The following is a 26,394-nucleotide window of genomic DNA, read 5'->3' as shown; positions in this document are numbered from 1 at the left end:
TTGCCCAGAACGTGCGCACGGCACCACGCGTCCAGCAAAAGGAACGGTGTGCCGTGGCGGCTTCGGTGAATCGGAAAGGCCAATAAGCCGAATCCCTGATTCAAGCTTCTGCGTCATTGCGCATGATCCCAAATTCGTTCCTGCAGGTTCGAACTCCTTAGGACTGGAACTCGCGGTATGCGAAGAAGCGGGCACGGAATGATCCGTGCCCGCCTCTCTTCACGCATGGTCAATACGGTTTTGTGATGATTCAACTGGCCAGCGGACCGCCGACCTCGTCCACCATGGCGAAGAGCCTGCGCAGCACCGCTGGGTCGTTGATCCCGTCGTGCTCGTGCTCATTGGTGACCCAGGCCTGCAGGCCGCCGACCTTTTTCGCGGTGTCCAGCGACAGGCCGGCATCCACATACATGTCGTCGTAGTAGACGGCGGCGGCCATCGGAACCCGGTTCGCCGCGATCTTCTGAAGGTCGTAGATCTTCCGGTGGGTGCCGCGCGCTGCCAGCACTTCGACGGCCGGGATATACGGGCGCAGCAGCCGGGTCTCCTCGAAAGTCCAGCGGAACATCATTTCGCCGGTGAACAGCAAGGTGGGCGCATCCGTGGCGAAATCCGCGTGCTGCTCCAGCTCCGCCTGGGCGGCGAAGGCGCTGGGGCCGTTGGCCCCGTTGCCGTAGATGTCCTCCTGCAGCACCGCGAACAACGGGTTCCCGGCAAAGCTGGTGCGCGCCTGGACCTCCTGCAGCAGGCAGTCGCTGAGCTCGGTGCCGTCGCCGGATTGCTCCAGCAGCCAGTGCAGGCGTTCGAAGCCCGGACCCATGCCGAAGTCGACGCCCAGCGACTGCAACCGGCGGACCGTGAAGCGGTCACCGTCGGGCAGCAGCACCTCGCGTTCGGCCAGCGTGCGGGCCAGATTGGCGGCACGGGCGCGGTCCTGCGGGTACATGCGGTAGAACTGCTCGTTCTTGGCACGCACCCGGTGGATGGTGCGGGCGTAGACCCCGGCGGCGCTCGGCTCAAGGCTCGGCAGCCCGCCGGTGATGAAGCAGGCGGTCAGCGCGTTATCGAAGTAGCTCAGGTAGCTCAGGGTCAGGAACCCGCCGTAGCTCTGGCCCAGCGTGGCCCATTTGCGGCCTTGGTAGCCGCGGCGGCGGATCGCCTCCGCATCGGCCACGATGGAGTCCGCGCGGAAGTTCTCCAGGTACGCCGCGCCGCTGCCGCCGTCCGGGAATCCGGAGATCACCTGGGCGGTGACCGGGGTGGAGCGGCCGGTGCCGCGCTGGTCCATGAGGATCACGCGGTAGCGTTCCAGCGCCGTATCCAACCGGTCGGAACCGCCCACCGGGCGCGGTCCCTGCCCGCCGGGCCCGCCCTGCAGGTAGACCATCAGCGGCAGCTGCTGCCCGTCCAGGTGCGCACGCACCATTTCGCGGTAGAACAACTCGATGGCGGGGCCGCCCGGATTGTTCCAGTCCAGCGGCACCTGAAGCACGTAGTCGCGGAAGCGGCGTCCGCCGGCCACGTAGGTTTCCAGCAGCCGCGGGGCCGCATCCAGGTTCTGCACGGCCTGTGCCAGCGCGGTCATTTGGCGCCCTCCAGCAGTCCCAGCGAATCGAAGACCGGGGCTCCGGCCTGGATGACGGTGCGGCCCTTGGCCTCGGACACCAGGAAGTCCACATCCTGGCGCGGATCGCCGTCAAGCACCAGCAGGTCCGCGGTCTTGCCGGCGGCCAGCGAGCCGATGGACTCGTTGCCAATCAGCTGCGCATTCACGCTGGTGGCCGAGCGCAGCAGGTCTTCTACTGAACAAGCCGCGGCCTGCAGGGCCAGCCCGTTGAGCTGCTCGTCGCCCAGCTCGCCCATCAAATCGCTGCCGAAGCCGACCTTGACCCCTGCATCCAGCGCATGGCGCACCGCCTGCTGCCCGCGCTCTAGCACGATCCGGTTCTTCTCCTGGGACACCGCGGCCAGGCCCAGTTCCTCGCCGCGCGCATCCATGGCGGCATAGGCGGCCAGGGTGGGGACCAGGAAGGCGTCGTGCTGCGCCATGAGCTTGGCGGTGTCGGCATCCAGCAGGTTGCCGTGCTCGATGCTGCGCACCCCGTTTTCCACCGAGTGGCGGATCGCCGGCACCGAGTAGGCGTGCGCGCAGACATAGGAGCCGCGGCGGGCCGCCTCGGAGGTGATGGTGCGGATTTCCTCGGGAGAGTATTGCGGGATTTCCAGCGGGTCGGTCAGCGAGATGACCCCGCCGCTGGTCATGATCTTGATGGCGTGTGCCCCGGTGCGGAAGGCATTGCGCACTGCCACGCGCAGGTTGTCGGGCCCGTCGACAATCTGGCACATGTGCCCGTGGCTGAAGCAGGTGTCCAGGTGCGCCTCGCGCGGGTCGCCGTGCCCGCCGGTCTGGCTGAAGGCGGGGCCGGTGAAGTAGTAGCGCGGCGAGTCGAACAGCTTCTCCTCGATGGCGCGGGCCAGGCCCAAGTCGCCGCCGGCTACGTCGCGCACGGTGGTGAAGCCGCGGCGCAGCGCGGCTGCCAGGCGGTGGGATCCTGCCAGCGCGGAGTAGGACAGCGGGCCCAGCTCGTTGTCCAAGCCCTGCAGGGCCACGGCGTAGGCGTGGAAGTGCGCGTCGATCAGCCCGGGCAGCACGGTGCGCCCGGCGGCGTCGACCAGGGTTCCCTCGCGCTGGGCGCCCACAGCGGTGATGGTCCCGTCGACCAGGGTGATGTTCGCCGGCTCGTCCAGGAAGCGTTCGCCGTCGAAAACCGTGGCGTTGCACAGGGTCAGGGTGCTCATGCGCGCACCGCCAGGTTCATCGCCTGGGCCATCCACTGCTCCAGGCCGGTGGCACCCAGCGGCAGATCGCCGGAGAGGTTCTCGTAGCCGGTGGCGGTGATCAGCAGGTCGTCCTCGATGCGTACGCCCAGGCCGCGCAGCTCCGGCGGGACCATGGCGTCGTGGGCGTGGAAGTAGAGGCCAGGTTCCACGGTCAGCACCATGTTTTCCTCCAACAGCGCGCCCTGGTAGTCCTCGTAGTGCGAGTGCGAGCAGTCATGCACGTCCAGGCCCAGGTGGTGGCCCACACCGCACACCAGCCAACGGCGGTGCTGCTGGCCGATGGGGGACAGCGCCTCGTCCACCGAGACCGGCAGCAGGTCCCAGTCGTGCAGGCCCTTGGCGATTTCCTCCATGCAGGCGAAGTGGAAGTCGCTGTACGGCTTGCCCGGAGCCAGCGCGGCCAGTCCGGCGCGGTGGGACTTCTCCACCAGGTTGTGGACCTGGCGCTGGGCGTCGGTGAAGGCTCCGGCCACCGGGAAGGTGCGGGTGACATCTGCGGTGTAGCAGGAGCGTTCCTCCACACCCATGTCCAGCAGCAGCAGCTGGTCTTCGCGAACCGGGCCGTCGCAGCGGGTCCAGTGCAGGGTGGGCGCGTGGATGCCGGCGCCGATGATGGTGGCGTAGCCCGGGCCGTTGCCGTAGGTGCGGGCGGCGCGGTCGAAGGTGCCCTGCAGCCAGCGCTCGCCGCCGGAGGTGATGGCCTGCGGGATCTCGGCCAGCACCTGGCGGAAACCGTCAATGGTGTGGTCCACCGAAGCGCGCAGCTCGGCGATTTCCCACGCGTCCTTGACCATGCGCAGCTGGGAGAGGACCCGCTTCAAGACGGGGGAATCCTGGGCGTTCAGCTTGTCCAGCTCGCTGGAGTCCACGGCGCCGGCGGCCTGGAACCGGCCCGCACGCACGGCGGACTCGAGTTCCTGGATCGGGCGAACCGGGATGCCCAACGCGCGCTGCCAGTCAAGCGGCTTGTGGCTAGGGCCGACCCAGAGTTCGCCGTGGATGGCATTGGAAAAGAAGTCAGCGGTGCCCGGCGCGTAGGGGACTGGCAGGAACAGTTCGAAGTCATGTCCGTCGCTGGTCGGGTGGCCCAGCAGCACGGCGGACTCGATCTGGGCGTTGACCAGGTACATGAAATCGGAGTGGGCGCGGAACTCGTGGAAGTTGTCGTTGGCCCGCACCGGTGCGTGGCCGGCGAACACCATGATGCCCTGGCCGGCGAAGGCCGCCGAGAGGTTCTCGCGGTGGTTGGCTGCGGCCTGCGACGCCGCGGCATCGACAGGGGCAGGCAATTGGGGTGATTCCCAGCCCTTGGCCATGAAGTCCACGAAGGGCTGGCTGTTCGCCAGCCGGGGAATGACATTCTCCCCGCTGCTTGGTACCGGCATTGACTTGGGGAGTTTCTCACTCATCGACGTGGTGCTCCTGTGAAACGAGAACTGTTGGGATGGCAGGGCTTAGCGCCCCGGTCATTCAAGCTTTTCACGGATCCGCCGCGCCTACGACATAAAACGGTGTCGTAAAACCGACACGTCGTTAATCAGTCTCTGCTGATTCAGTCTGCGGATTCGCGGTCCACGATCAGGTGCTTGGCGCTGATGGCGCCGAGCTGGAACCTGCTGGCTGCGCCGAATCCGCGCTGCAGGGTCTGGATTTTGCGCTGCACCGTGCGCACGCTGACTCCCAGCGCACGGGCCACCGACTCGTCCTTCTGCCCGGCGGCCAGCAGTCGCAGGATCTGGATCTCGTCATCCTCCAGCAGCGTTCCGGACTCGAACTTCCGGTTGCTGACCTGCAGGGCGGTTTCCCAGACCTTGGTGAATGAATCGTTGATGAAATCTGCCAGCACCGGGGAGGTGAGCTGCACGGCCAGATGCGATGCGGCGGAGGCTTCCGAAGTGTGGATGATGAACTCCTCGCGGTCGCGGATCAGCAGCCGCGTCGAGACATTCGTGGAGACCCGGGCTTCCTCGCCTTGGCGGACCGAGTTCAGCATGGCCCGGGTGAGTTCTCCGCGCTCGAATACCGAGGGGTCGTAGACCACCCGGAAGCGCACCCCGCGGGCCAGCGCGGCTGGCTGGGACTTCGATTGGGACTCCGCATGCGCGGGTCTGCCGCCTCGGTCCAGCGCATCGATCGAATGCACCGCCCGGTCCTGGAAGTCGTTGAAGGTGTCTACCAGATCCTGGCGCGAGTAGATCAGTCGCATGGACAGGCCGTCCCGATGCACGTGGGCTCCGTCCGTCGGTACCCCGCTGCGGCGCATGTCGTCGGCCAATGCGGCCAGCTGCTGCGAAATCGAGGTGAGCGTATCGGCATCCATGCGTGTACGACCTTAGTGATGTGTGACGGGGTGCAGTCCGTGCCCCGGACAAGGCAGCACGGGGACAGTTGAATCATGGCACATTTCATCGGACAGGATCCCGGATGCCGATGGGCGTTAGCAGTTCTCCACAGTTCGCCAGGCAGTTGCGAAGCCTTGCGGATCGTGACTGACAGTGGGAGCAGGCAGCCGCAACGGGCCGCCGGAACTGCATCCCAGAGTTGAGGAGAAAACCATGCCGTCACTGCCGGATCCCGTCGACCGTGAATGCCTGCCGTGCTATCTATATCGAGTCGCAGGCGCCGAACCTTGTGCCGCGAACCTGCGCGCGCTGATGCACTACCGCGATTATTCGGCCCCGCGGGCTACCGCCCTGGAGCGGAAGATCAAGCTGCTGGGCGGCTTCTGCGACTGCGAGGTGCTGCTGAACGTTTTCCGGCCCATTACCGATGAGGCTGCGCGCGCGGTGGACGAGGGCCTGGACATGGTCTGCAAAGGAACACGCCGCGGCAGCATTCAACCCTGCGAACAGTGGATGATGCGCCGCGGCGTGCAGTGGGGCGGAGGCCAGTTCCGCTCCCGGAGTGCTTAGATTATCTAGTCTTCCAAGCTCCCGTTGGAAGTGGATTTGTTCTTCTTCCCGGACATGAAAGCCTTCAGTAGTTCCACGCCGATCGGAATCACGGAGATGAAAACAATCAGGATGAAGATGAGGTCGATGTTCTCTTCAATCCAACTGAACTGTCCGAGCCAGAAGCCCAGCAAGGTGACGCCGACACCCCACAACAGAGCGCCAATCAGATTGTAGAAGACGAAGGTCTTGTGGTTCATCTTGGCAACACCGGCGATCACCGGAACGAAGGTGCGGACCACGGGAACGAAGCGGGCCAGGATGACCGCGCGGCCGCCGAAACGCTCGAAGAAGCTGTGGGCGTGCTCGACATTCTTCTGCGAGAAGAAGCGTGAATCCGGCTTCTTGAAAATCGCGGGACCGGTCTTTTTCCCGATCATGTAACCGGTTTGGTCGCCTGCGAAGGCGCAGACGAAAATGCACAGGGCAAACAGCCACAGCGGGACATGGATGGTGCCGGTGGCGATGAGCATGCCCACGGTGAAGAGCATTGAGTCGCCGGGCAGGAAGAAACCGACCAGCAGGCCGGTTTCCGCGAAAACGATGCCGCAAACGATCAGGACGACCCATGGCGCCAAAGCCGGGTCGTTAAGGAAGACCGCGGGATTCAGCCAGTCTGGAAGGAAAGCCGCACCCATGGTGGGCGACCCAAGTTCGGTCACTATCGAAAGAAATGAAGAATGATCTAGCACGAGAAAAGCCTACGGGATTTCGCTGTGAGTTTGCCCGTGCATAGATGCAGATCACTGCGGTAAATCGATGTGGGAATGGCATTTTGGCCGGGCTGACCGGTAAAGACTTCGATGCCGGGATCTTGCTGTACTGTGCGGGCGCGGTGACGAATGAACCCGCCGGAGTAGCCAAGCTCACATCCGCTGACGCGTCCCCGAAACGACAGTTGAAATGCGGCAACTAAATTCTCGCCGCCGACCCATGACAACGGTCATGTTCAAGTCATGACATTCTGCTCTTCGTCGGCGGGCCTTTTCCGCGAAAAATTGAACCATGGAAACGCTGAACCGAACCGAAGCAGTATCGCTGACGGGTCTGCGCAAGACCTTCACGACACCACGCACCAAGGTCGAAGCCGTGCGCGGAGTCGACCTGAGCATCCAAGCCGGCCAAATCGTTGCCCTGCTCGGCCCTAACGGCGCAGGCAAGACCACCACCGTGGACATGATCCTGGGTCTGACCCAGCCGAGTTCCGGCTCGGTCGAGGTCCTGGGCCTAAGCCCGCACCGGGCAGTGACCTCCGGCAGGGTTTCGGCGGTGCTCCAGACCGGAGGGCTGTTGCGCGACATGACCGTTCGCGAAACCATCACGGTGATTGCCACCATGCACGGGCAGGCCGGCCGTGTTACGCAAGTCATGGACCGTACCGGGCTGACCGCCATCGCCAAGCGGAGGGTCGGAAAGTGCTCCGGCGGCGAGCAGCAGCGCATCAAATTCGCGTTGGCCCTGCTCCCGGACCCCGACGTGCTGATCCTCGACGAGCCCACCGCCGGCATGGATGTGATGGCCCGCCGCGACTTCTGGGAAAACATGCGCTCGGAGGCATCCAGCGGACGCACCATCATTTTTGCCACCCACTATCTGGAAGAAGCGCAGAACTTCGCCGAGCGCACCGTGCTGATGAGCCACGGGCGCATCGTGGCGGACGGGGCGACCGAGGAACTGCGCAAGCTGATTTCCGGACGCACCGTCAGCGCCACGCTGCCCACCGAGCAGGCGATCTCCCAGGCGGAAGCCTTCGACGCCTCGGTGAGCATTGCCGAACGCAATGGACAGCGCATCTCCTTCAAATGCGCCGATTCCGACCGCTTCGCCCAAACCCTGTTGACCGATCTGGGCGCCTGGGACCTTGAAATCTCTGCGCCAAGCCTGGAAGACGCATTCATCCAACTGACCGAGGACGCCCAATGATTGCCACCTATATCCGCGTTGAATTCGCCCGGCACTTCCGCGACGGCTACAATCTGGTCTTCGCGCTGCTGCTGCCGGCAGCCATGTACTTCCTGTTCGGCAACATCCCCAGCTACACGGACGCCGAGGTAGGCAGCGGCAACGTCAAGTTCTACCTGATGGTCTCCATGGCAGCCTACGGCGCGGCCGTCAGCACCGTGGCCATTGCCGGCACGGTGGCCACCGAAACCATGCAGGGCTGGGGCCGGCAGATCGCCTTGACCCGGATGACACCGGCTTCCTTCGTCACCAGCAAGATGACTGTCGCGGCCACGGTGGCGGCAGCCTCGGCGGCGCTGGTCTTCGCCCTGGGCGCAGTTACCGGAGCGCGGGTCACCGACGGCTGGATGTGGGTGGTCAGCTACTTGATCATCCTGGCCGGAGCGATGATCTTCGCCTGCTACGGCATCGGCGTGGGCATGCTGTTCAAGTCGGAATCCGCGCTGGGGCTGGCCTCGGGCCTGATGGTGTTCTTCGCCTTCTTCGGCAACGTGTTCATGCCTCTGGAAGGCGGCATGCTCGACGCAGCCCGTTTCACCCCGATGTTCGGCTATGTGGCCTTAGCCCGCTACCCGATGCTGCACTCAATTCCCGCAGGAGGCGACATGGCGCCGGATCCATTGTGGATTCCAGTGACTAGTGTGGTTGCATGGGCAATCATCTTCGCGCTCTTCGCGGTCTTCGCAACCCGGAAGGCCAAGGCGCGCCAGTGAATAATTCAGGGAGCAATCCCACGGCAATGAGCCAGGCCGGCTGCGAAGTCGACGAAGGCACTGCCTTTTGGGACAAGTGGGGCTGGCTGGTTGCCGGGGTCTGGATCATCTTCCTGATCTTCCCGATCCTGGACCTGCTGCTGGAAGACTATTCGCTGCCCACCAGGATCATCGGACTGATCCTGGTGGTCGTCTTCGCGGTGGTCTACCTCAGGGCCTACGCGGAATTCAGCAGGGTGGTCGGCGAGGGCGGAACCAGGCACCCGCGGGCCTATGCCTACTTCGCCATCCTGTGGGTCATCGTGCTGGCGGGGATGCCGGTCATCGGGCTGACAGTCATGGGGATCTTCCCGTTCCTGACCTCCTACTCCGCCTTCCTGCTCACCAAGCGCTACACGATCGCCACCTATGTCGCCGTCGCCGTGCTGTGTTTCGCCCTGCCGATCATCTACGGGGAATTCATCGACCTGCTGTTCCTGATCGGCCTGAACCTGGTGCTGATGGTCGTGTACGCCATCACGGTCGCCGCGATCACCCGCTCGGTGGTCTCGGAACAGATCCGCGCCGACTACCTGGTGGTGGCGGAACAGGAACGCATGGCCCGCGACGTGCACGACGGCATCGGCCATTCGCTGACCGCGCTGAACCTCAAGGCCCAGCTGGCGTTGCGGCTCATGGACGCCGGCAGCTACAAGGAAGCCCGCCGGGAGCTTGAGCAGCTCAGCGACCTGGCAGTCACCGCGCTGGATTCGGTCCGCACCACGGTGCACGGGCTCAACCGGCAGAACCTTGACGCCGAATTGCAGGAACTGCACCAGGCCTGCACCGACAACGGACTGGAATTCACGGTGCTGGGCACGGTGGAGGACGTCCCCGTGGCCTGGCGGTCGCACATTGCGTGGATCCTGCGCGAGGCGGTCACCAACGTGCTGCGCCACGCCCACGCCGGATCCGTCGCGGTGCGGCTGGGCACCGCAGGGGTCAGCGTGGACGACGACGGAGACGGAATCCAGGGCGGTGAGAGCGGCCACGGCATCCGCGGCATGCAGGAACGCGCCCGGCTGTTCGGCGCCAGTTGTACAGTGGGAGCATCCAGGCTGGGAGGAACCAGCCTGCAGGTGGCATTCGGCGCGGGAAACGGGGACACATGATCAAGGTGCTGATCGCGGACGACCAGCACCTGGTGCGCGGCGCACTGGCCGCCCTGCTCAATCTTGAGGACGACCTCCAGGTGGTCGCCGAATGCGCCGACGGCGACGAAGTCGCGCAGGCGCTGGATGACAGCGGGGCGCAGGTCGCGCTGCTGGACGTGCAGATGCCCCGGTTGGACGGGCTGCGCACCGCGCAGCTGTTGCGCGACAGCCATCCCGAGGTCAAGATCCTGATCGTGACCACCTTCGACCGCCCCGGATACTTCCGCCAGGCCTTCGAAGCCGGGGCCAGCGGATTCCTGGTCAAGGATTCCCCGCCGGCGGAACTGGTCGCCGCCATCCGCCGGGTGCATTCGGGCGGGAAGGTCGTCGACCCGCAGCGCGCCATGCTCAGCGTGGAAACCCGCTCCAACCCGCTGACCGAGAGGGAACGGGAAATCCTCGCGCTGGCCGCCGGCGGGGGACCTGTGTCGCAGATCGCCGCCTCCCTGCACCTGTCGGCCGGAACGGTGCGCAACCACCTGTCCAACGCCATCGGCAAAACCAATACCTCGAACCGGATCGAGGCGGCCCGCACCGCGCGGGAAATGGGCTGGATCTAGCGGGTGGCGAAGTGGGTGATGACCCCGATCATCCACACCGAGGACGCCAGCAGCACGCAGCCCAGCTCGATCACGATGCCCAGCCCCATGGCCTTCAGCGCCGCCCAGGACGAGGCCAGGGCACCGGAGGTTTCGCCGCGGCGGAGCGCCTCGCCGATGAACAAGCCCACCGCGAAGCCTACGAACAAGCCGACCACCGGGATCAGGAAGGCCCCTGCGATCGCGCCGATCAGGGCCGTGAGGATGGACCCCTTCGGGATTGCGTGTTGCTTGAGCTTGCGACCGGTGAGCACCGCTGATGCGGACCAGCCGAGAAACGCGATGGCGATGCCCAACCCCGCGGCCCACCAGGAGGCGCCGCTGCCCAGCAGCCAGCCCCAGGCCAGCAGCGTTCCGATGGCCAGCAGTGATCCCGGAAGAATCGGGAAGATGGTTCCCAGCGCTGAAACCACCAGCAGCAGCCCGGCAAGAATCGTGTAAAGAATTTGTAGATCCACATGCCTAGTGTGGCACGGTGAGCATGACGGCAGCGCAGACCGGAAAACAGGAGGTCCTCATGTCCGGGGAAAACAAGGCACGGGTCGGCGTGCAGATCCAGGGCTCCACCGCAGTGGTGCTGCTGGAAAACGAGCGCCAGTTCAACGCCCTGACCAAGGACATGTGCCTGCAGCTGCTGGGTGCCTTCGCCGTGCTGTCCGCGGATCCGGCGGTGTCCGCGATCGTGATCCGCGGTGCCGGCGGGAACTTCTGCGCCGGGATCGCCATCGACCAGATGGACCAGGTGCTCTTCGACAAGGACGCCGACGGGCAGCTGCTGAACCACTTCGATCTGGTGGACCGGGCGATCACCGGCTGCCCCAAGACCACGATCGCGGTGGTGGAGGGCAACTGCTTCGGCGGGGCCTGGCAGTTGGCCTCGGCCTGCGAGATCCAGCTGGCGGCCGATGACGTGAAGCTGGCGATCACCCCGGCGAAGATCGGGCTGGTGTTCCCGCGTCCGGGCATCGAGCGGCTGGTGCGCACGGTGGGCGAAAGCCGGGCCAAGTACCTGCTGTATTCCGGAGCCCGCATCCCGGCGGCCGAAGCGCTGGACTGGGGCATGTTCACCCGGATGCACCCGGCCGCGCAGCTGGACGGGGAAGTCGAATCGCTGCTGCAGGCGCTGCAGGGCAACTCCCCGTACTCCATCGCGCGGACCCGCGAGGCCATCACCGCCCATGGGCAGGAGCCGGCGGCAGCTGACTACGAATCCTGGTGGGCGCGGCTCTGGGAAGAGAACGGGGAGAATCCCGAGCTCGCCGAGGGGCGGCGGGCGTTCCTCGAGCGCCGCGCGCCGCGCTACGGCGATGCCTAGGAGGGCTGCCCTGACTGTTCGGCGTACTGCGCCACCAGCTCGCGCTTGAGGATCTTCCCGCTGGGGCCCAGCGGGAATTCCTGCACGATCTCGATGTGGCGCGGGAACTTGTAGGCCGCCATCTGCTCGCTGGCCCAGGCTCCGATGGACTCGGCGTCCAAGGTGGAGCCTGCTTCCAGTGTGATGGCCGCGGCGATCTCCTGGCCGTGGGTTTCGTGCGGCACGCCGTACACCGCGGCGTTGGAGATCTCCGGATGGCTGATGAGCACCTCCTCGACCTCGCGCGGGTAGACGTTGTAGCCGTTGCGCAGGATCATGTCCTTGGTCCGGTCCAGGATGCGCAGGTAGTCGTCCTCGTCCTTGGTGCCCAAATCCCCGGTGCGGAACCAGCCGTCGACCATCGCCTCGGCCGTGGCCTCGGGACGGTTCAGGTAGCCGGCGAACAGGTTGTGCCCGCGGACCACCAGCTCGCCGATCTCCCCGCGCGGCAGCAGCCTGATTTCGTCCAGATGCGCCGGGTCGGCAATCTCCACCTCGACGCCCCACACCGGGGTGCCGATGGTTCCCGGCCGCGGTCTGCGTCCCACATGGTTGAAGCAGGCCACCGGCGAGGTCTCGGTCAGGCCGTAGCCCTCGTAGATGGGCGCGCCGAAACGCTCTTCGAAGGCGGTGAGCACCGACGCCGGCAGCGAGGCTCCGCCCGAGACGCCGAAGCGCAGGCGGGATGGCTTGCCCTCGCGCTGCTTGCCCGCCTCCAGCATGGCGACGTACATCGTGGGTACTCCGAAGAACAGATCGATGTCTTCATCCAGCACCAGGTCCAGCGCGCCGACGGCGGTGAACTTGGGCAGCAGCATGATTTCCGCGCCGATGCGCAGTCCGGTATTCAGCACCGTGGTCTGCCCGAAGGTGTGGAACAGCGGCAGGCCGCCGAAGATCCTGTCGCCTCGGCGCATGTCGATGGTGTCCAGCAACAAGGTGTTTGCCTGCTCCAGCAGCGCCACGTGGGTGCCCAGCGCGCCCTTGGGCTTGCCGGTGGTGCCGGAGGTGTAGAGGATCGTGGCGATGTCCTCGGGGCGGCGCGGAAGGTAGGTGTCGATCGGGTCGGCCGCCGCGGCGAGGTCCTCCAGCCTGGTGCTTCCCAGCTCCTCAGGGGCCAGCACGCTGATCGTCTCGACGCCGCTGAGCTCCGCGCCGGCGGCGCCCTCGCCCAGCAGCGGAGCCGCGCACACCAGCAGGAGCGCCCCGGAATCCTCCAGTACGTAGGCGATCTCATGGCGCTTGAGCAACGCGTGGATCGGCACCGCGACCGCACCGAGCGACAGCACCGCGTAATAGACGCGGGCGAAATCCGTGACGTTCGGAATCAGCACCGCCACCCGGTCCCCTTCGCCGACGCCCCGCTCCCGCAGGGCCCCGGCGTAGGCGCGGGTTTCGTCCCAGAGCTGCCGGTAGCTGGTGCTCTGCCCGTTGACGGTGATCGCCTTCAGCTCGCCGTGGCGGGCGGCGCCCTCGGCGGGAATTGCCGCAACGGACATGGTGACGTTTGACGAGGAAGAAAGCATGGAGTGGCTCCCGGAGGTCAGCGCGAAAATGCAAGTGTGTGCTGTGTCACAACGTAGCATACGGGAACTGGAAACCGGGGGTGGGTACCCGGTGTCATTCTTCCGGGACCTGCGGGTCGCATCGTTGCTGCAAGGCGGACCGAAGTTTAGACTCGCTCTAGCAACTGGATCATGTGTGAAATGGGGAAATGATGCAGGAACTTGGGCAACCCGGCGCGGAACCGTGCCGGGTGGATTTACTGACCGGTGACATGAAACGAAGCGTCGACTTCTACGGGCGGCTTTTCGGATGGAAAGCGCGCGGCGGGGATTCCGGCACGGAAGACTCGATCGACATGTATTTGGGGGACGAACTCGTCGCGGGATTCCTGAACAATGATTCGGATTCCGAGTGCAGCGACGCCTGGGTCACCTACCTGAATGTGGCAGACGCCCATGCGGCCAGCTACTCGGCCGGGATGTACGGCGGTTGCGTTTTCCTGCAGCCGCTGGAAATCGAGGGGCAGGGCACCATCGCCATGATCGGCGACCCTACCGGCATCGGTGTGGGGCTCTGGCAGTCCCCCACGGCCAGGGGGTTGACTCGTGCCTCTGGGCAGCACGGGACCCGGATTTGGAATGAACTGCACACCACGAATTTCGAGAAAGTCACCCACTTCTATCGCGATGCGCTGGAGTGGGACCTGCGCAGCCTCTCGGACACCGATGAGTTCCGGTACCAGAGCTACGGGCAGGGACCGGACGCCAAAGCCGGGATCTTCGACATTTCCGGACAGCCGGATCCGAAACCCGGGTGGCGGACCTACTTCGCGGTGACGGACACCGACAAGGCGCTGGCGCTCGCGAAGAAGCTGGGCGCCAAGGTCCTCCAGCCAGCGCAGGATTCGCCCTTCGGACGGATGGCGGTGCTCGCCGATCCCACCGGAGCGGAGTTCTCCATCATCCAAACCGTCCCGGCCTGAGCCATCAGGAACGCTTCCAGAGGTACGGGGTCGTGGTCGTCACCTTGGCCAAGCCCTGGCGCTCCAGGATGGGGCGGGAGTACTCGGTGGAATCGCTGTGCGCAAAACTGTGCCCGGTGGCCATCGCGGACCGGGCGCGGGCGTTGGTCAGCGCACGGTAGATTCCGCGGCCGCGGTAGCCCGGGAGCACGCCGCCGCCCCAGAAACCGACTACCTCGGTGCCGGCCACGGGCTCGATCCTGCCTGCGCCGACCATGAGGCCTCCAGCCCAGGCCGCCCACAATTCGACGCCGTCGGCGAGGTCCATGCGCGCCGCCAGCTCCTGGGCCGTGCCCGGGGCAGACGGCTGGTCGAACGCCTCGGCTGACATGACGCACATCTGCTCCAGCTCGGACGTCGTGCTGATCCGGCGGACCTGCACGCCCTGCGGAGCCGGCCGGTGGCTGACCAGGTTTTCAAGCCGGCCGAGCATCACCGATTCCGGCTCCCCGGCGGCGAATCCGTGGGACAGCAGCGTCTCATGCAGGCCCGGGGCATAGTCGTGGGCGCGGGTCTTGAACTCCACCTTGGTGATTCCGCTGTGCGCCGTGAAGTACTCCAGCGCCGGGGCAACCAGCTCGGACAGCGGCGTTGGCTCGCCGCCGGAAAACCTCGGCGAGGTGATGAACCCCTGGCCGCCGGGGAAGATTGCCAGGTAAAGCGGACCCACCCGGCCAACATGGACGGCGCCCTGCATTTCAGCATCGGTACGCAGCAGCGAATCGTAGACATCCAGGAGCCTGGCGGCGGGTTCGGTCATGGGAAAATTCTAGGGCCGAGCAGCCCTGCGGGCAGCGCTTTGCCCTGAGCGCAGGTCGGTGGCACACTCGGACGAGGCAGCCAACGTACAAACAGGGAGCACCATGGGACGCAAGATCATCCGGCGCCGTGTCATCCGGGCCATGTCGGATGGAACCACCCGGGTGCGCGAAGAGAAGCTGGCCGGCGAAGAGCCGCTGGAAATCCGCTTCGGGCACACCTCCTTCACGACCTCGATGCGCACTCCCGGGGACGACTTCGACCTCGTCGCGGGCTTCCTGCTGGCTGAAGGGATCGTCACCAAGGCCGAGCATCTGGCAGCGATGCGCTATTGCCTGGGCACCGACGAGGACGGAAACCAGACATATAACGTCATAGAGGTGCAGCTGGGTTTCGGCGCCGTACCCCCTCAGCTGAGCGCCGCGCGCAACGTGGTGACCAGTTCGGCCTGCGGCATCTGCGGCACCAACTCGATCGACGAGGTGCGCAAGAAGTCCACCGTCCAGCTGCGCGAGGACTGCGGCCATGTGGACCTGGACGTGTTGTTGTCCATGCCGGACACGCTGCGCGAATCGCAGAAGCTGTTCTCCTCCACCGGCGGCGTGCACGCGGCAGGCCTGTTCTCCACCCGCGGGGATCTGCTGATTCTGCGTGAGGATGTGGGCCGCCACAACGCGGTGGACAAGGTAATCGGGGCGGCCCTGCGCGAAGGTCGTATGCCGCTGTCCGACACCGTGCTGCAGGTCTCCGGCCGCGCCTCCTTCGAGCTGGTGCAGAAGGCGGCCATGGCCGGCATCCCCGTGCTCACCGCGGTGAGCGCGCCCTCCTCCTTGGCCGTGGACCTGGCCCAGGATGCGGGGCTGACGCTCGCGGCATTTTCGCGCGGGCACAGCGTAAATCTCTATACGCATGCGCATCGCGTCGTGAACGCGTAGCGTAGTAGGTGTGTGGCTGGCGCCACAGCGCATTCGGCAGGAATTCAGACGGAGGAACGACATGCATCGCCCGGCTCCCAAGGAAGACATCAACGAAGACGAGCTGAAGGTCACCGAGCCCGAGCATTCGGCCGCGGGCCTCAAGGCCGTCATGGTGTCCATGGAACGCGGCTTCTCCGAAGCCGGCCCTTCGCGGACCCTGCGTTCCATGCTGCGCATCAACCAGCGCGGCGGCTTCGACTGCCCGGGCTGCGCCTGGCCCGAATCGATCACCGGCGCCCGCAAGCCCGCGGAATTCTGCGAGAACGGCGCCAAGGCGATCGCCGAGGAGGCCAGCGCCCGCACGGTGACCCCCGAGTGGTTCGCCCAGCACCCGATCTCCGTGCTGCAGGACAAAACCGAGTACTGGCTCGGCTCCCAGGGCCGCATCACCAACCCGATGATCATCCACGCGGGGGAGACCCACTACCGCCCGATCAGCTGGCCCGAAGCGTTCTCCACGATCGCCGAGCACGTCAACGCCACCACCCCGGACCGCTGCGTGTTCTACACCTCCGGGCGCACGGCGAACGAAACCGCGTTCATGTACCAGCTGCTGGCCCGCTCGCTGGGCACCAACAACCTGCCTGACTGCTCCAACATGTGCCACGAATCCTCGGGCACCGCGCTGAACCCGACCATCGGCATCGGCAAGGGCACCGTCTCGCTGGAGGACTTCGAGCATGCCGAGGCGATCTTCGTGGTCGGCCAGAACCCCGGCACCAACCACCCGCGCATGCTCTCCGCGCTGGCCGACGCCCGCAAGCGCGGGGCGCGCATCGTGGCGGTCAACCCGCTGCCTGAAGCAGGATTCTTCGGATTCAAGGATCCGCAGACGGTCAAGGGCATGCTGGGCAAGGCGGAGCCGATCTGCACCGACTTCCTGCAGATCAAGGTCGGCGGCGACCTGGCCCTGTTCCAGGCCTTCGGCCACCTGCTGCTGCAGTTCGAGGGCGAGAACCCGGGCTCCGTGGTGGACCACGAGTTCATCGCCTCGGTGACCGACGGGTTCGAGGCCTACCAGCAGGCCCGCTCCGCCATCGACTGGGACGCCACCGAAAAGGCCACCGGGCTGACCCGCGCCGAAATCACGGATGTCGCCCGGCTGCTGGCCAAGTCCAAGGCGACCATCATCTGCTGGGCGCTGGGCCTGACCCAGCAGCCGCACTCGGTGCCGACGCTGAAGGAAATCATCAACCTGCTGCTGCTCCAGGGCAACTTCGGCAAACCCGGCGCCGGCGCCTGCCCGGTGCGCGGCCACTCCAACGTGCAGGGCGACCGCACCATGGGCATCTGGGAGAAGCCAACCGAGAAGCTGCTGGCCTCGCTGGATGAGGAATTCGGCATCGAGTCGCCACGCGAGCACGGCTACGACTCCACCGAGGCGCTGCACGCCTTCGAGAAGGACGAGATCGATGTGTTCGTCTCCATGGGCGGCAACTTCGCGCTGGCCAACTCGGAGACCGAAGCGCTGGAAGCCGGCATGCAGCGCGCCAAGCTGACCGTGCACATCTCCACCAAACCCAACCGCTCGCACGTGGTGCACGGGCAGACCTCGCTGATCCTGCCCACCCTGGGCCGCACCGACAAGGACGACAAGCACCCCGGCGGCGCCCAGTTCCTGTCGGTGGAGGACTCCATGTCGGTCATCCACTCCACCCAGGGCCGGCTGAACCCGGTGTCCGACCACCTGCTCTCCGAGCCGGTGATCGTCGCGCGCATGGCCCAGGCCATCCTGGGCGACGACCATGCGGTGGACTGGCGTGCGATGGCCGAGGACTACGACGTGGTCCGCGACCACATCTCCCGGGTGCTGCCCGGCTTCGAGGACTTCAACCGCCGGGTGCGCGAGAAAAACGGGTTCGTGCTGCCCAACCCGCCGCGCGATTCGCGCTCCTTCGCCACCGACATCGGCAAGGGCCGCTTCACGGTCTCCGAATTCGAGGCGCTCGAAGCCCCGGAAGGCCACCTGATCCTGCAGACCATGCGCTCGCACGACCAGTACAACACCACGTTCTACGGGCTGGATGACCGCTACCGCGGGATCAAGGACGGGCGCCGCGTCATCCTGATCCATCCCGAGGACCTCCAGGAAGCCGGTTTCAAGGACCGCGACCTGGTGGACGTCATCTCCACCTTCCGCGGGACCGAACGCCGGGCGAACCGCTTCCGGCTGGTGTCCTACCCGACGGCCAAGGGCTGCGTCGCCGCCTACTTCCCGGAGGCCAACGCGCTGGTGCACCGCGACCTGGTGGCCCGCGAGTCCAACACCCCGGGATTCAAGGCAATGATGGTGCGCTTTGTGGAGCACACCGAGGATCCGGGTCCGACATTGGACAGCTGAGCGCTAAACAACAGCCCACGGACGGGATTCGAACTGAATTCCGTCCGTGGGCTGTGCTCGTTCCCGCGGAAAACGGGCCGCGCGGGCAGGGACTGGATGATGCAAAGTGCATCACGTCAAGCGCTTGCCCCCGGAAGAGGCTGTATTGTTGCGACACAATATAAGGTGTCCGGCTCCCGGGTCAGAGGAGCCGCTACAGTCCATCGATGAGGATCTTCCTATGAGCGCGGCCCGCAGCAACGCAGCCACCAGCACCCGACCCGAAGACGAACGCCTGCCCCCGGGGCGCACCATCGCCTACGGTTTCCAGCACGTCTTGACCATGTACGGCGGAATTATCGCGCCGCCGCTGGTGATGGGCGGAGCCGCTGGCATGGACACCACGCAAATCGGCGTGCTCGTGGCCAGCTGCCTGTTCATCGGAGGCCTGGCAACGATCCTGCAGACCCTGGGCATCCCGTTCTTCGGCGCCCAGCTGCCGCTGGTGCAGGGCACCTCCTTCTCCGGCGTGGCCACCATGATCGCCATCCTCAACGGCGGCGGAGGCATGCCTGCGGTATTCGGTGCGGTGCTGGCGGCCGGCGCCATCGGCATCGTCATCGCCCCGTTCTTCGCCAAGCTGCTCAGGTTCTTCCCGCCGGTGGTCACCGGCGTGGTCATCACCATCATCGGCATGTCGCTGTTCCCGGTCACCGCCGACTGGGCCATGGGCGGCGCCACCGCGGGCGAGGACTACGGGTCGCTGAAGAACATCGCGCTGGCCGCCATCACCCTGGTGATCCTGCTGGCCCTGTCGAAGTCCGGAGTCCCGGCGCTCTCGCGCCTGTCGATCCTGCTGTCCATCGTGCTGGGCACCGTCGTGGCCGCCTTCATGGGGCTGGCCGATTTCTCCACCGTGCTGGACGGGGACATCCTCGCGTTCCCGACGCCTTTCGCCTTCGGCCTGCCGGTTTTCGAACTCGGCGCGATCATCTCCATGATGATCGTGATCCTGGTGACCTACACCGAAACCACCGCCGACATGCTCGCGGTTGCCGAGGTCACCGGCTCCAAGGTCGATGCCAAGCGCATCGCCAACGGCCTGCGCGCCGACATGCTTTCCTCCACCGTCGCCCCGGTGTTCAACACCTTCACCCAGTCCGCCTTCGCGCAGAACGTGGGCCTGGTGGCGATTACCGGCGTGAAGAGCCGCTTCGTGGTGGCCGCCGGCGGCGGCATCCTGGTGGTCCTGGGCCTGCTTCCCGTCCTCGGGCGCGTGGTCGCCTCGATCCCGACCCCGGTGCTCGGCGGCGCCGGCATCGTGCTGTTCGGGTCCGTGGCCGCGGCGGGCATCCGCACCCTGGCCAAGGCCAAGGACGACAACATGAACATGCTGATCATCGCGACTTCGCTGGCCTTCGGCTGCATCCCGATGGTCAAGCCCGACTTCTACGAGCACTTCCCGACCTGGGTCGGCACCATCTTCCAGTCAAGCATTTCCTCGGCCACCATCATGGCTGTGCTGCTGAACATCATCTTCAACGAACTGACCTGGCGCAAGAAGGAGGATTCGGGCCGCACCGTCTACAAGTACCAGCTGACCGGCTTGCAGGACGGCGACCGGCTGATCGGCGGCAAGCTCTATGACAGCAAGGGCCTGGAAATCAAGGTGATCTCCGAGGAGCAGGGCGAAGCGGGCGACAGGCCCATGCCGCTCTGATTCGGTGAGAATTCTGCAGAACGCGTGAACCGCATCCGGTTCGCGCGTTCTTTTTTCCGTGGCTATACGGCGGAATCCCGCGCAGTGCGAAGCACTCTATGCGCCCGGGTGTGAGCTGGAGCACACTAAGTGTGGTAGTTTCAATAATTGAATGAAGTTCGATGCAACAACCACGGGAGGCGCGTCATGGGCGGGTCCTTGGCTTGGGGGAAGGGCCAGATCGCCCACGGGTGTTAACCGCGGGCCGCGGCTGCATGGTGCTCAGTTCCGCTCCGGGCGGGAATTTCTCCCGCCCCGAGGCTGAGTCCGCCAGCTCCCGGCCGAGCATGCACAAATCGTTCAACTTCTTTCACTATGCGCCCGCGCAGGGCGCAGGAGGTGAGGCGCTGTGGCTTCGGAAGCTGCGGGAACGCCCGGGTGCACCGTCACCGTCAACCAGCAAGCCCGCGAATTCACCGGGCCGCCGCATACCAACGCCTTGGACTTCTTGCGCGGGCTCGGGCTGACCTCGTGCAAGGAAGGCTGCGCCGAAGGCGAATGCGGCGCCTGCGCCATCCTGGTGGCGCGTCCCGACGGAGAGCGCCCGCGCTGGACCGCGGTGAATGCGTGCCTGCTGCCGGCCGCCGCCTTGGACGGCCAGCACGTGCTGACCGCCGAGGGGTTGGGCACCGTTCGGGAGCCGCACCCGGTGCAACGCGAAATGGCCGAGCGCGGCGGATCCCAATGCGGCTACTGCACCCCTGGGTTCATCTGCGCCATGGCCGCTGAATACTACCGCCCGGAACGCGCCGAGGAGCAGGTCGCCGAGGCCCCGGGCCACCATGCCGGAGGGCCCAACGGCTTCGACCTGCATGCGCTGTCGGGAAACCTGTGCCGCTGCACCGGCTACCGGCCCATCAGGGATGCCGCCTTCGCGCTCGGGATGCCAGAACCCGAGGACCAGCTGGCCCAAGCGCCGGCGACGGCCCCCGCGGCCACCGACTACGGCAGGGCGGATACCCCGGCAGGAGATCCCGGACGCTACCGCCGGCCCGCCTCGCTGGCCGCAGCGCTGCGGATCCTGGCCGAAGAACCGGGAACCCGGGTGGTGGCCGGGGCGACCGACTGGGGCGTCGAGGTGAATATGAGGTTCGCGCGGGCCCAGTCAGTGCTGGCCATCGACCGGCTTCAGGAGCTGCGCCGGGTGGTGCAGACCGATGACTGCCTGGAACTGGGGGCCGCGTGCACGCTGAGCGAACTTGAGCGCGTGCTGGCCGGGAGGGTTCCGCTGTTGTCGCTGCTCTGGGCGAACTTCGCCTCCCGGCTGATCCGCAACTCGGCGACGCTCGGAGGGAATCTCGGCACCGGTTCGCCCATCGGGGATTCGCCACCGGTTTTGCTGGCCCTGGACGCGCAGCTGGTGCTGGCCTGCAGTGCCGGGGAGCGCGTGGTGCCGCTGGATGAATACTTCACCGGCTACCGGCAGACCGTGCGGCGGCCCGAGGAACTGATCACTGCGGTCCGCATCCCGCTGCCGCTGGCTGGGCTGGTGTCCTTCCAGAAGGTCGCCAAGCGCCGCTTCGACGATATTTCAAGCACCGCCGTCGCGCTGGCCTTCGAGGTCGACGCCGGGCTGATCTCCCGCGCGCGGATCGGGCTGGGCGGGGTGGCGGCGATCCCGCTGCGGGCTACCGCCGCCGAACAGGCACTGGTCGGACAGGCCTGGAGCGAGGAAACCATGAGGGGTGCCTGCGGGATCCTGGCCGCCGAGGGGACGCCCCTGGACGACCACCGCGCCAGCGCCGCCTACCGGCAGGCGATGCTGGGCTCCGCACTTGAGCGGTTCTTCGCGCAGCAGGACAGCGGAACGGGGGCAGGAGCATGAGCATCCAGCACAACCAACGCCCGCAGGGTTCAGTGGTGGGGCGGGCCATCCCGCATGAATCGGCCTACGCCCATGTCACCGGCCAAGCGCACTATACCGAAGACCTGGCAGGGGCCCTGACCGGGGTGCTGCACGCCTATCCCGTGCAGTCGACGCACGCCCATGCCAAGCTGCTGAGGCTCGACACCTCCGCCGCGCTGCAGGTCCCGGGAGTGCGGCTGGTGCTGACCGCCCAGGACATCCCCGGGGTCAATGACCAGGGCGCGAAGCACGACGAGCCGATGCTCCCGGTGGACGAGGTTATGTTCCACGGCCAGCCGGTGGCCTGGGTGCTGGGCGAGGACCTGGAAGCTGCCAAGGCCGGGGCCGCCGCGGTGGAGGTGGACTATGAGCCGCTGGACGCGCTGGTGACCCTGGGCGAGGCCATCGCCGCCAACAGCTTCCACGGCATTCAGCCGGTGATCGACAAGGGCGAGGCAGCCGCGGGCCTGGCCGCCGCGCCCCACGTGTTCTCCGGGGAATTCGAATTCGCCGGCCAGGAGCACTTCTACCTGGAAACCCAGAGCTCGCTGGCGCAGGTCGAATCCGATGGGCAGATCATGGTGCATGCATCCACCCAGCACCCCAGCGAAACCCAGGACATCGTAGCCCACGTGCTGGGGGTCGACGCCCACCGGGTGACCGTGCAGGCGCTGCGCATGGGCGGGGCGTTCGGCGGCAAGGAAATGCAACCGCACGGTTATGCAGCGGTCGCCGCCCTCGGAGCGGTGCTCACCGGCAGGCCGGTGCGCGTGCGGCTTGAACGAGCCCGGGATCTGACCATGACGGGCAAGCGCCACGGCTTCCACGCCTCCTGGAAGATCGGTTTCGACGAGCAGGGGAAGATCGTGGCCCTGGCCGCGCAGCTGACCAGCGACGGCGGGTGGAGCCTGGATCTCTCCGAGCCGGTGCTGACCCGCGCCATGTGCCACATCGACAACGCCTACTGGATCCCCAACATCCAGGTGCGCGGCCGGGTGGCCAAATGCCACAAGACCTCGCAGACCGCCTTCCGCGGCTTCGGCGGGCCGCAGGGCATGCTGGTGATCGAGAACATCCTTGGTGAGGTGGCCCCGAAGCTGGGGCTCAGCGCGCAGGAGCTGCGCCGCCGCAACCTCTACGTCCAGGGGCAGGACACCCCGTACTACCAGCCGGTGCGCCATGCCGAACGGCTGCACCGGGTCTGGGACCAGGTGCTTGACTCCGCGCAGTTCGAGGTTCGGCAGCGGGATATCGAGGCCTTCAATGCCGCGCACCCGCACGCAAAACGCGCCCTGGCCATCACCCCGGTGAAGTTCGGTATCTCCTTCAACTTCACCGCCTTCAATCAGGCCGGCGCCCTGGTGCTGGTCTACAAGGACGGGTCGGTACTGGTCACCCACGGCGGCACGGAAATGGGCCAAGGGGTGCACACCAAGGTGCTGCAGGTGGCCGCCACGGCTCTGGGCCTGCCGCTGTCCTTCCTGCGCCCGGCTCCGACCCGGACGGACAAGGTGCCCAACACCTCAGCCACCGCGGCGAGCACCGGCAGCGACCTGAACGGCGCCGCCGTGAAAGACGCCTGCGAGCAAATCCTTGCCAGGCTGGCGGTGCTGGCCGCCGCGGAGCTGGACGCCGAAGCCTCGGATGTGGTTTTCCGGGACGGGGCGGCCCATGCCCGCGGCCGGTGGCTGGACTGGAAGACGCTGGTGTCCAAGGCCTACTTCGGCCGGATTCAGCTCTCGGCCGCGGGGTTCTACAGCACACCCGGCCTGCACTGGGATTTGGAAACCATGCGCGGGGAGCCGTTCAAGTACTTCGCCTACGGGGCGGCCGTCTCGGAGGTGCAAGTCAGCCGCTTCGACGGCTCCTACCAGCTGCGCCGCGTGGATATCGTGCACGACGTGGGCGAATCCCTGTCCCCGCTGGTGGACCGCGGGCAGATCGAGGGCGGCTTCATCCAGGGCGCCGGCTGGCTCACCCTGGAGGACCTGCGCTGGGAAACCAAGGGACCGCACCGGGGCCGGCTGGCCACCGCCAGCGCCAGCACCTACAAGCTGCCCAGCTTCTCCGAGATGCCGCCGGTGTTCAACGTCGAGTTCCTGGACGACGCGCACGAGGACGGCGTGGTCTACGGTTCCAAGGCGGTCGGCGAGCCGCCGCTGATGCTGGCGTTCAGCGTGCGCGAGGCGCTGCGCCAGGCGGTGGCCGCCTTCGGCCCGGCCGGGCACCGCGTGAAGCTGGCGTCCCCGGCTACCCCGGAAGCGGTGTTCTGGGCGGTGCAGGAAGCCCGGGACGCCTGGGAAGGCGCCGGCCGTGTGGATTGAGGACCTGGCCAGGCTGCGCGCCCAGCGCACACCTGCGGTGCTGGCCACCGTGGTGTCGGTGCGCGGGCACACCCCGCGGGAAGCCGGCGCGAAATTCGTGGTCACCGACCGCGAGCTGCTGGGCACCATCGGCGGCGGGAACATGGAGATGCTGGTGGCCGCCCGCGCCAGGCAGATGCTCGCCTCCTCGGCCAGGTCGCCGGAACAGCTGGTGCTGCGGCTGAACGACAAGGCCGAGGCGGACTTCGGCAGGCAGTGCTGCGGGGGAGAAGCGGTGGTGCTGCTCGAAGTGGTGCCGGCGCGGCCGGTCATCGCCGTTTTCGGCATCGGCCATGTGGGCCTGGAACTGGCGCACATCCTGGCCCGCCACGACGTGGAACTGGTGCTCTGCGACGCGCGCGCCGAGCAGCTCGCGCAGCTGGATGCGCTGGCGGCCTCTGCCCCGCCGGCGATGATCCGCCGGCAGCACGCGGTGCTCGGCGAACAGGTCATGGCCGAGCTGCCCGACGGGTCGCTGGTGCTGATCATGACCCACGACCACGCGGAGGACTTCCACCTGTGCGACGCGGCGCTGCGCCGCCCGGGCCTTGGCTATGTGGGGCTGATCGGCTCGGCCGCCAAATATGCGCGCTTCACCATGAAGCTGGCCGATTCCGGCCACGAGCGGCAGGATATCGCGCGGATCACCTGCCCCATCGGGCTGCCGGGCATTCCCGGCAAGCAGCCCGCGGCCATCGCGGTGTCCGTGGCCGCGGACCTGCTGGCCCGGCTTGCCCTAGATGCCGCGCCCCGGAGTCAGGATGTTCTTCCGATCTAGCGCGTACTTGATCATCTGCTGGGTGTGCAAGGTGGCCTCGTCCAGCTGCCAGGGCAGCTCGGCCTGCTTGACCAGGCCGATGCCGTGCTCGCCGCTGATGGTTCCGCCCAGCTTGAGGGCCAGCCTGGTGATGTCGCCGATGACGACCTCCGCGGCGGCGTAGCCCTCCGGGGTGTCCTCGGCCTCGACCGTCGGGTGCAGGTTGCCATCGCCTGCATGGGCCACCACGGAGATGGTGCGCCCGTGGGCTTCGGCGATCCGCTCGATGCCGTGGAACACCTCCGCCAGTTCCCCGACGGGCACCGCGACGTCGCAGGAGACCCGCAGCCCCTGGGCGTTCAACGCGGGATTGGCCAGGCGGCGGGCTTCCAGCAGGCTGTCGCCCTGCGCAATCACCACCTGCGCGGCGCCGTAGCCGCGGCACAGTTCTGCGGTGTCGTTGGCGGCCTGCTCCGCCTGCAGCCCGGTGAACTGGCCGATCAGCAGGGCGCAGCCGTCCGAGGGCAGGCCGGAGGGCTTGTAGGCCTCGATGATCTGCACGCTGCGGGCATCGAGCAGCTCCAGCACCTCGGGGGTCTGCGCGCCGTTCACGATCGCCGTCACCGCGCGCCCGGCGTCCTCGATGGAGGTGAAGCTGGCGCGGAAGGTGCGCGGGGTGCCCGGGGCGATCGCCTTGAGCCTGACCGTGGCGGCGGTGATGACCCCCAGGGTCCCCTCCGATCCGACGAACAGGCTGGTCAGGTCCAGGCCCACGACGTTCTTCAGGGTGCGGGCGCCGGTGTGCAGGATGCTGCCGTCGGCCAGCACCACTTCCAGGGCCGCCACCGAGTCGCGGGTGACCCCGTGGCTGATGCAGCGCAGCCCGCCGGCGTTCGTGGCGATGTTCCCGCCGATGCTGGAGATCTCCGCGCTGGCCGGATCCGGGGCGAAGAACAGCCCGAGCTCCGCGGCCGCCCGGTTCAGCTCCGCGTTGATGACGCCGGCTTGGACCTCTGCCAGCCGGTTGACCGGGTCGATCCGCACGATCTTGTTCATCCGCTCCAGCGACACCACCAGCCCGCCGGCATAGGCCAGCGCCCCGCCGCTCAGACCGGTTCCGGTGCCGCGCACCGAGACCTTCACCCCGTACCGGTTGGCCCAGCGCAGCGCGGCGGAGACCTCCTGCGTGGATTCGGGGAACACCGCAGCCAGCGCGGGGCCCTGGGGCTCGTAGCGCGACTCGTCCCGCGAAACGCGGTCCAGCTCGGAGCCTCCGGCTATGAACCGGTCGCCGAAGAGGTCCTGGAGTTCATTGGTCGCAGGGGCGGTCGGGGTGCTTGCGTGCATGGGGTCCTTCGATCTGGTGCGAGTGAGTGAGCTACGCAACTTACTTTATATTATAAAATCTGCGGGTCAAGGAAACGGGCCGGCCCCCGCCGGTGCGATAGTCTTCAGGGGCGGGAGCAAACATCT

Annotated in this window: 22 protein-coding genes; 13 read left to right on the top strand and 9 right to left on the bottom strand. The window is 66.7% G+C overall.

Annotated elements, in window-relative coordinates; genetic code table 11:
- Nucleotides 1-250: 250 nt before the first annotated feature.
- From DFO58_RS12265 to DFO58_RS12250, 4 genes are all read right to left on the bottom strand, one after another.
- On the bottom strand, nt 251-1,585 hold the full coding sequence (locus DFO58_RS12265; RefSeq protein ID WP_120991123.1) for an alpha/beta fold hydrolase: 1,335 nt from the start codon (nt 1,583-1,585) through the stop codon (nt 251-253).
- Nucleotides 1,582-2,799 carry an amidohydrolase family protein gene (locus DFO58_RS12260; RefSeq protein WP_120991121.1) on the bottom strand — a complete coding sequence of 406 codons (1,218 nt, stop codon included), beginning with the start codon at nt 2,797-2,799 and terminating at the stop codon, nt 1,582-1,584. Before DFO58_RS12260 ends, DFO58_RS12265 begins: the two co-directional genes overlap by 4 nt.
- Nucleotides 2,796-4,250, bottom strand: coding sequence for an aminopeptidase P family protein (locus tag DFO58_RS12255; RefSeq protein WP_286163578.1), 1,455 nt, complete (start codon nt 4,248-4,250; stop codon nt 2,796-2,798). The genes DFO58_RS12260 and DFO58_RS12255 overlap by 4 nt, the downstream gene beginning before the upstream one ends.
- 143 nt (nt 4,251-4,393) lie before the next feature.
- Nucleotides 4,394-5,161 (bottom strand): helix-turn-helix transcriptional regulator, encoded by a 768-nt coding sequence (locus tag DFO58_RS12250; RefSeq protein ID WP_120991117.1) that lies wholly within the window; start codon nt 5,159-5,161, stop codon nt 4,394-4,396.
- Between the two features lie 235 nt (nt 5,162-5,396).
- Here DFO58_RS12250 and DFO58_RS12245 point away from each other — a divergent pair, with 235 nt between their 5' ends.
- The gene (locus DFO58_RS12245) at nt 5,397-5,753 is read left to right on the top strand and encodes a DUF2695 domain-containing protein (RefSeq protein ID WP_082344844.1); all 357 of its coding nucleotides are present in this window, start codon (nt 5,397-5,399) and stop codon (nt 5,751-5,753) included.
- Nucleotides 5,754-5,758: 5 nt separating this feature from the next.
- Here DFO58_RS12245 and DFO58_RS12240 read toward each other — a convergent pair whose 3' ends face one another.
- Nucleotides 5,759-6,430, bottom strand: a complete 672-nt coding sequence (locus tag DFO58_RS12240; protein ID WP_113607051.1) for a VTT domain-containing protein — start codon at nt 6,428-6,430, stop codon at nt 5,759-5,761.
- A gap of 367 nt (nt 6,431-6,797) precedes the next feature.
- Here DFO58_RS12240 and DFO58_RS12235 point away from each other — a divergent pair, with 367 nt between their 5' ends.
- Genes DFO58_RS12235 through DFO58_RS12220 form a run of 4 tightly spaced genes read left to right on the top strand, consistent with a single transcriptional unit; the run spans nt 6,798 to nt 10,220 of the window.
- Entirely contained in the window at nt 6,798-7,715 is a 918-nt protein-coding gene (locus tag DFO58_RS12235) for an ABC transporter ATP-binding protein (RefSeq protein ID WP_113607050.1), read from the top strand.
- Nucleotides 7,712-8,467 carry an ABC transporter permease gene (locus DFO58_RS12230; protein WP_047120182.1) on the top strand — a complete coding sequence of 252 codons (756 nt, stop codon included), beginning with the start codon at nt 7,712-7,714 and terminating at the stop codon, nt 8,465-8,467. Before DFO58_RS12235 ends, DFO58_RS12230 begins: the two co-directional genes overlap by 4 nt.
- Nucleotides 8,468-8,493: 26 nt before the next feature.
- Nucleotides 8,494-9,618, top strand: coding sequence for a histidine kinase (locus DFO58_RS12225; RefSeq protein ID WP_183043187.1), 1,125 nt, complete (start codon nt 8,494-8,496; stop codon nt 9,616-9,618).
- Complete coding sequence (locus DFO58_RS12220) at nt 9,615-10,220, top strand: response regulator transcription factor (RefSeq protein ID WP_053798857.1); 606 nt, start codon at nt 9,615-9,617, stop codon at nt 10,218-10,220. Before DFO58_RS12225 ends, DFO58_RS12220 begins: the two co-directional genes overlap by 4 nt.
- On the opposite strand, the gene DFO58_RS12215 is transcribed toward DFO58_RS12220, so the two are convergent.
- Nucleotides 10,217-10,717, bottom strand: coding sequence for a DUF456 domain-containing protein (locus DFO58_RS12215; protein ID WP_047120179.1), 501 nt, complete (start codon nt 10,715-10,717; stop codon nt 10,217-10,219). The two genes, DFO58_RS12220 and DFO58_RS12215, sit on opposite strands and share 4 nt — an antisense overlap.
- Nucleotides 10,718-10,740: 23 nt before the next feature.
- Between DFO58_RS12215 and DFO58_RS12210 the strand changes: the two genes are divergently transcribed.
- Complete coding sequence (locus DFO58_RS12210; RefSeq protein ID WP_286163605.1) at nt 10,741-11,574, top strand: enoyl-CoA hydratase/isomerase family protein; 834 nt, start codon at nt 10,741-10,743, stop codon at nt 11,572-11,574.
- Here DFO58_RS12210 and DFO58_RS12205 read toward each other — a convergent pair.
- Nucleotides 11,571-13,139, bottom strand: coding sequence for a long-chain fatty acid--CoA ligase (locus DFO58_RS12205; protein ID WP_120991111.1), 1,569 nt, complete (start codon nt 13,137-13,139; stop codon nt 11,571-11,573). The genes DFO58_RS12210 and DFO58_RS12205 overlap by 4 nt on opposite strands.
- 188 nt (nt 13,140-13,327) lie before the next feature.
- Here DFO58_RS12205 and DFO58_RS12200 point away from each other — a divergent pair, with 188 nt between their 5' ends.
- Nucleotides 13,328-14,101, top strand: coding sequence for a VOC family protein (locus DFO58_RS12200; protein WP_120991109.1), 774 nt, complete (start codon nt 13,328-13,330; stop codon nt 14,099-14,101).
- 4 nt (nt 14,102-14,105) lie between these two features.
- Here the strand turns inward: DFO58_RS12200 and DFO58_RS12195 are convergent, their stop codons facing one another.
- Nucleotides 14,106-14,900 (bottom strand): GNAT family N-acetyltransferase, encoded by a 795-nt coding sequence (locus DFO58_RS12195; protein WP_120991107.1) that lies wholly within the window; start codon nt 14,898-14,900, stop codon nt 14,106-14,108.
- Between the two features lie 103 nt (nt 14,901-15,003).
- Here DFO58_RS12195 and fdhD point away from each other — a divergent pair, with 103 nt between their 5' ends.
- From fdhD to xdhC, 6 genes are all read left to right on the top strand, one after another.
- On the top strand, nt 15,004-15,834 hold the full coding sequence (gene fdhD, locus DFO58_RS12190) for a formate dehydrogenase accessory sulfurtransferase FdhD (protein ID WP_120991104.1): 831 nt from the start codon (nt 15,004-15,006) through the stop codon (nt 15,832-15,834).
- Nucleotides 15,835-15,895: 61 nt separating this feature from the next.
- On the top strand, nt 15,896-18,217 hold the full coding sequence (locus tag DFO58_RS12185; protein WP_120991102.1) for an FdhF/YdeP family oxidoreductase: 2,322 nt from the start codon (nt 15,896-15,898) through the stop codon (nt 18,215-18,217).
- A 220-nt stretch (nt 18,218-18,437) separates the two neighbouring features.
- Entirely contained in the window at nt 18,438-19,916 is a 1,479-nt protein-coding gene (locus DFO58_RS12180) for a nucleobase:cation symporter-2 family protein (protein ID WP_120991100.1), read from the top strand.
- A gap of 388 nt (nt 19,917-20,304) precedes the next feature.
- Nucleotides 20,305-21,780, top strand: a complete 1,476-nt coding sequence (locus DFO58_RS12175) for an FAD binding domain-containing protein (protein ID WP_120991098.1) — start codon at nt 20,305-20,307, stop codon at nt 21,778-21,780.
- Nucleotides 21,777-24,125 (top strand): xanthine dehydrogenase molybdopterin binding subunit, encoded by a 2,349-nt coding sequence (gene xdhB, locus DFO58_RS12170; protein ID WP_120991096.1) that lies wholly within the window; start codon nt 21,777-21,779, stop codon nt 24,123-24,125. The genes DFO58_RS12175 and xdhB overlap by 4 nt, the downstream gene beginning before the upstream one ends.
- Nucleotides 24,115-24,942, top strand: coding sequence for a xanthine dehydrogenase accessory protein XdhC (gene xdhC / locus DFO58_RS12165; protein WP_286163577.1), 828 nt, complete (start codon nt 24,115-24,117; stop codon nt 24,940-24,942). Before xdhB ends, xdhC begins: the two co-directional genes overlap by 11 nt.
- Here the strand turns inward: xdhC and DFO58_RS12160 are convergent.
- Nucleotides 24,901-26,268 carry an FAD-linked oxidase C-terminal domain-containing protein gene (locus DFO58_RS12160; RefSeq protein WP_052772496.1) on the bottom strand — a complete coding sequence of 456 codons (1,368 nt, stop codon included), beginning with the start codon at nt 26,266-26,268 and terminating at the stop codon, nt 24,901-24,903. The two genes, xdhC and DFO58_RS12160, sit on opposite strands and share 42 nt — an antisense overlap.
- Nucleotides 26,269-26,394: the final 126 nt, after the last annotated feature.

The organism is Arthrobacter sp. AG1021 (assembly GCF_003633665.1).
Taxonomy (GTDB): Bacteria; Actinomycetota; Actinomycetes; order Actinomycetales; family Micrococcaceae; genus Glutamicibacter; species Glutamicibacter soli.
The sequence above is the reverse complement of the archived record's forward strand: the minus strand, read 5'-3'. Positions and strand labels throughout refer to the sequence as shown.

Coding starts and splice junctions, on each gene's coding strand:
- DFO58_RS12265 (WP_120991123.1), bottom strand. CDS start 1,585: ATGACCGCGCTGGCACAGGCCGTGCAGAACCTGGATGCGGCCCCGCGG.
- DFO58_RS12260 (WP_120991121.1), bottom strand. CDS start 2,799: ATGAGCACCCTGACCCTGTGCAACGCCACGGTTTTCGACGGCGAACGC.
- DFO58_RS12255 (WP_286163578.1), bottom strand. CDS start 4,250: ATGAGTGAGAAACTCCCCAAGTCAATGCCGGTACCAAGCAGCGGGGAG.
- DFO58_RS12250 (WP_120991117.1), bottom strand. CDS start 5,161: ATGGATGCCGATACGCTCACCTCGATTTCGCAGCAGCTGGCCGCATTG.
- DFO58_RS12245 (WP_082344844.1), top strand. CDS start 5,397: ATGCCGTCACTGCCGGATCCCGTCGACCGTGAATGCCTGCCGTGCTAT.
- DFO58_RS12240 (WP_113607051.1), bottom strand. CDS start 6,430: ATGGGTGCGGCTTTCCTTCCAGACTGGCTGAATCCCGCGGTCTTCCTT.
- DFO58_RS12235 (WP_113607050.1), top strand. CDS start 6,798: ATGGAAACGCTGAACCGAACCGAAGCAGTATCGCTGACGGGTCTGCGC.
- DFO58_RS12230 (WP_047120182.1), top strand. CDS start 7,712: ATGATTGCCACCTATATCCGCGTTGAATTCGCCCGGCACTTCCGCGAC.
- DFO58_RS12225 (WP_183043187.1), top strand. CDS start 8,494: ATGAGCCAGGCCGGCTGCGAAGTCGACGAAGGCACTGCCTTTTGGGAC.
- DFO58_RS12220 (WP_053798857.1), top strand. CDS start 9,615: ATGATCAAGGTGCTGATCGCGGACGACCAGCACCTGGTGCGCGGCGCA.
- DFO58_RS12210 (WP_286163605.1), top strand. CDS start 10,741: ATGACGGCAGCGCAGACCGGAAAACAGGAGGTCCTCATGTCCGGGGAA.
- DFO58_RS12205 (WP_120991111.1), bottom strand. CDS start 13,139: ATGCTTTCTTCCTCGTCAAACGTCACCATGTCCGTTGCGGCAATTCCC.
- DFO58_RS12200 (WP_120991109.1), top strand. CDS start 13,328: ATGATGCAGGAACTTGGGCAACCCGGCGCGGAACCGTGCCGGGTGGAT.
- DFO58_RS12195 (WP_120991107.1), bottom strand. CDS start 14,900: ATGACCGAACCCGCCGCCAGGCTCCTGGATGTCTACGATTCGCTGCTG.
- fdhD (WP_120991104.1), top strand. CDS start 15,004: ATGGGACGCAAGATCATCCGGCGCCGTGTCATCCGGGCCATGTCGGAT.
- DFO58_RS12185 (WP_120991102.1), top strand. CDS start 15,896: ATGCATCGCCCGGCTCCCAAGGAAGACATCAACGAAGACGAGCTGAAG.
- DFO58_RS12180 (WP_120991100.1), top strand. CDS start 18,438: ATGAGCGCGGCCCGCAGCAACGCAGCCACCAGCACCCGACCCGAAGAC.
- xdhB (WP_120991096.1), top strand. CDS start 21,777: ATGAGCATCCAGCACAACCAACGCCCGCAGGGTTCAGTGGTGGGGCGG.
- DFO58_RS12160 (WP_052772496.1), bottom strand. CDS start 26,268: ATGCACGCAAGCACCCCGACCGCCCCTGCGACCAATGAACTCCAGGAC.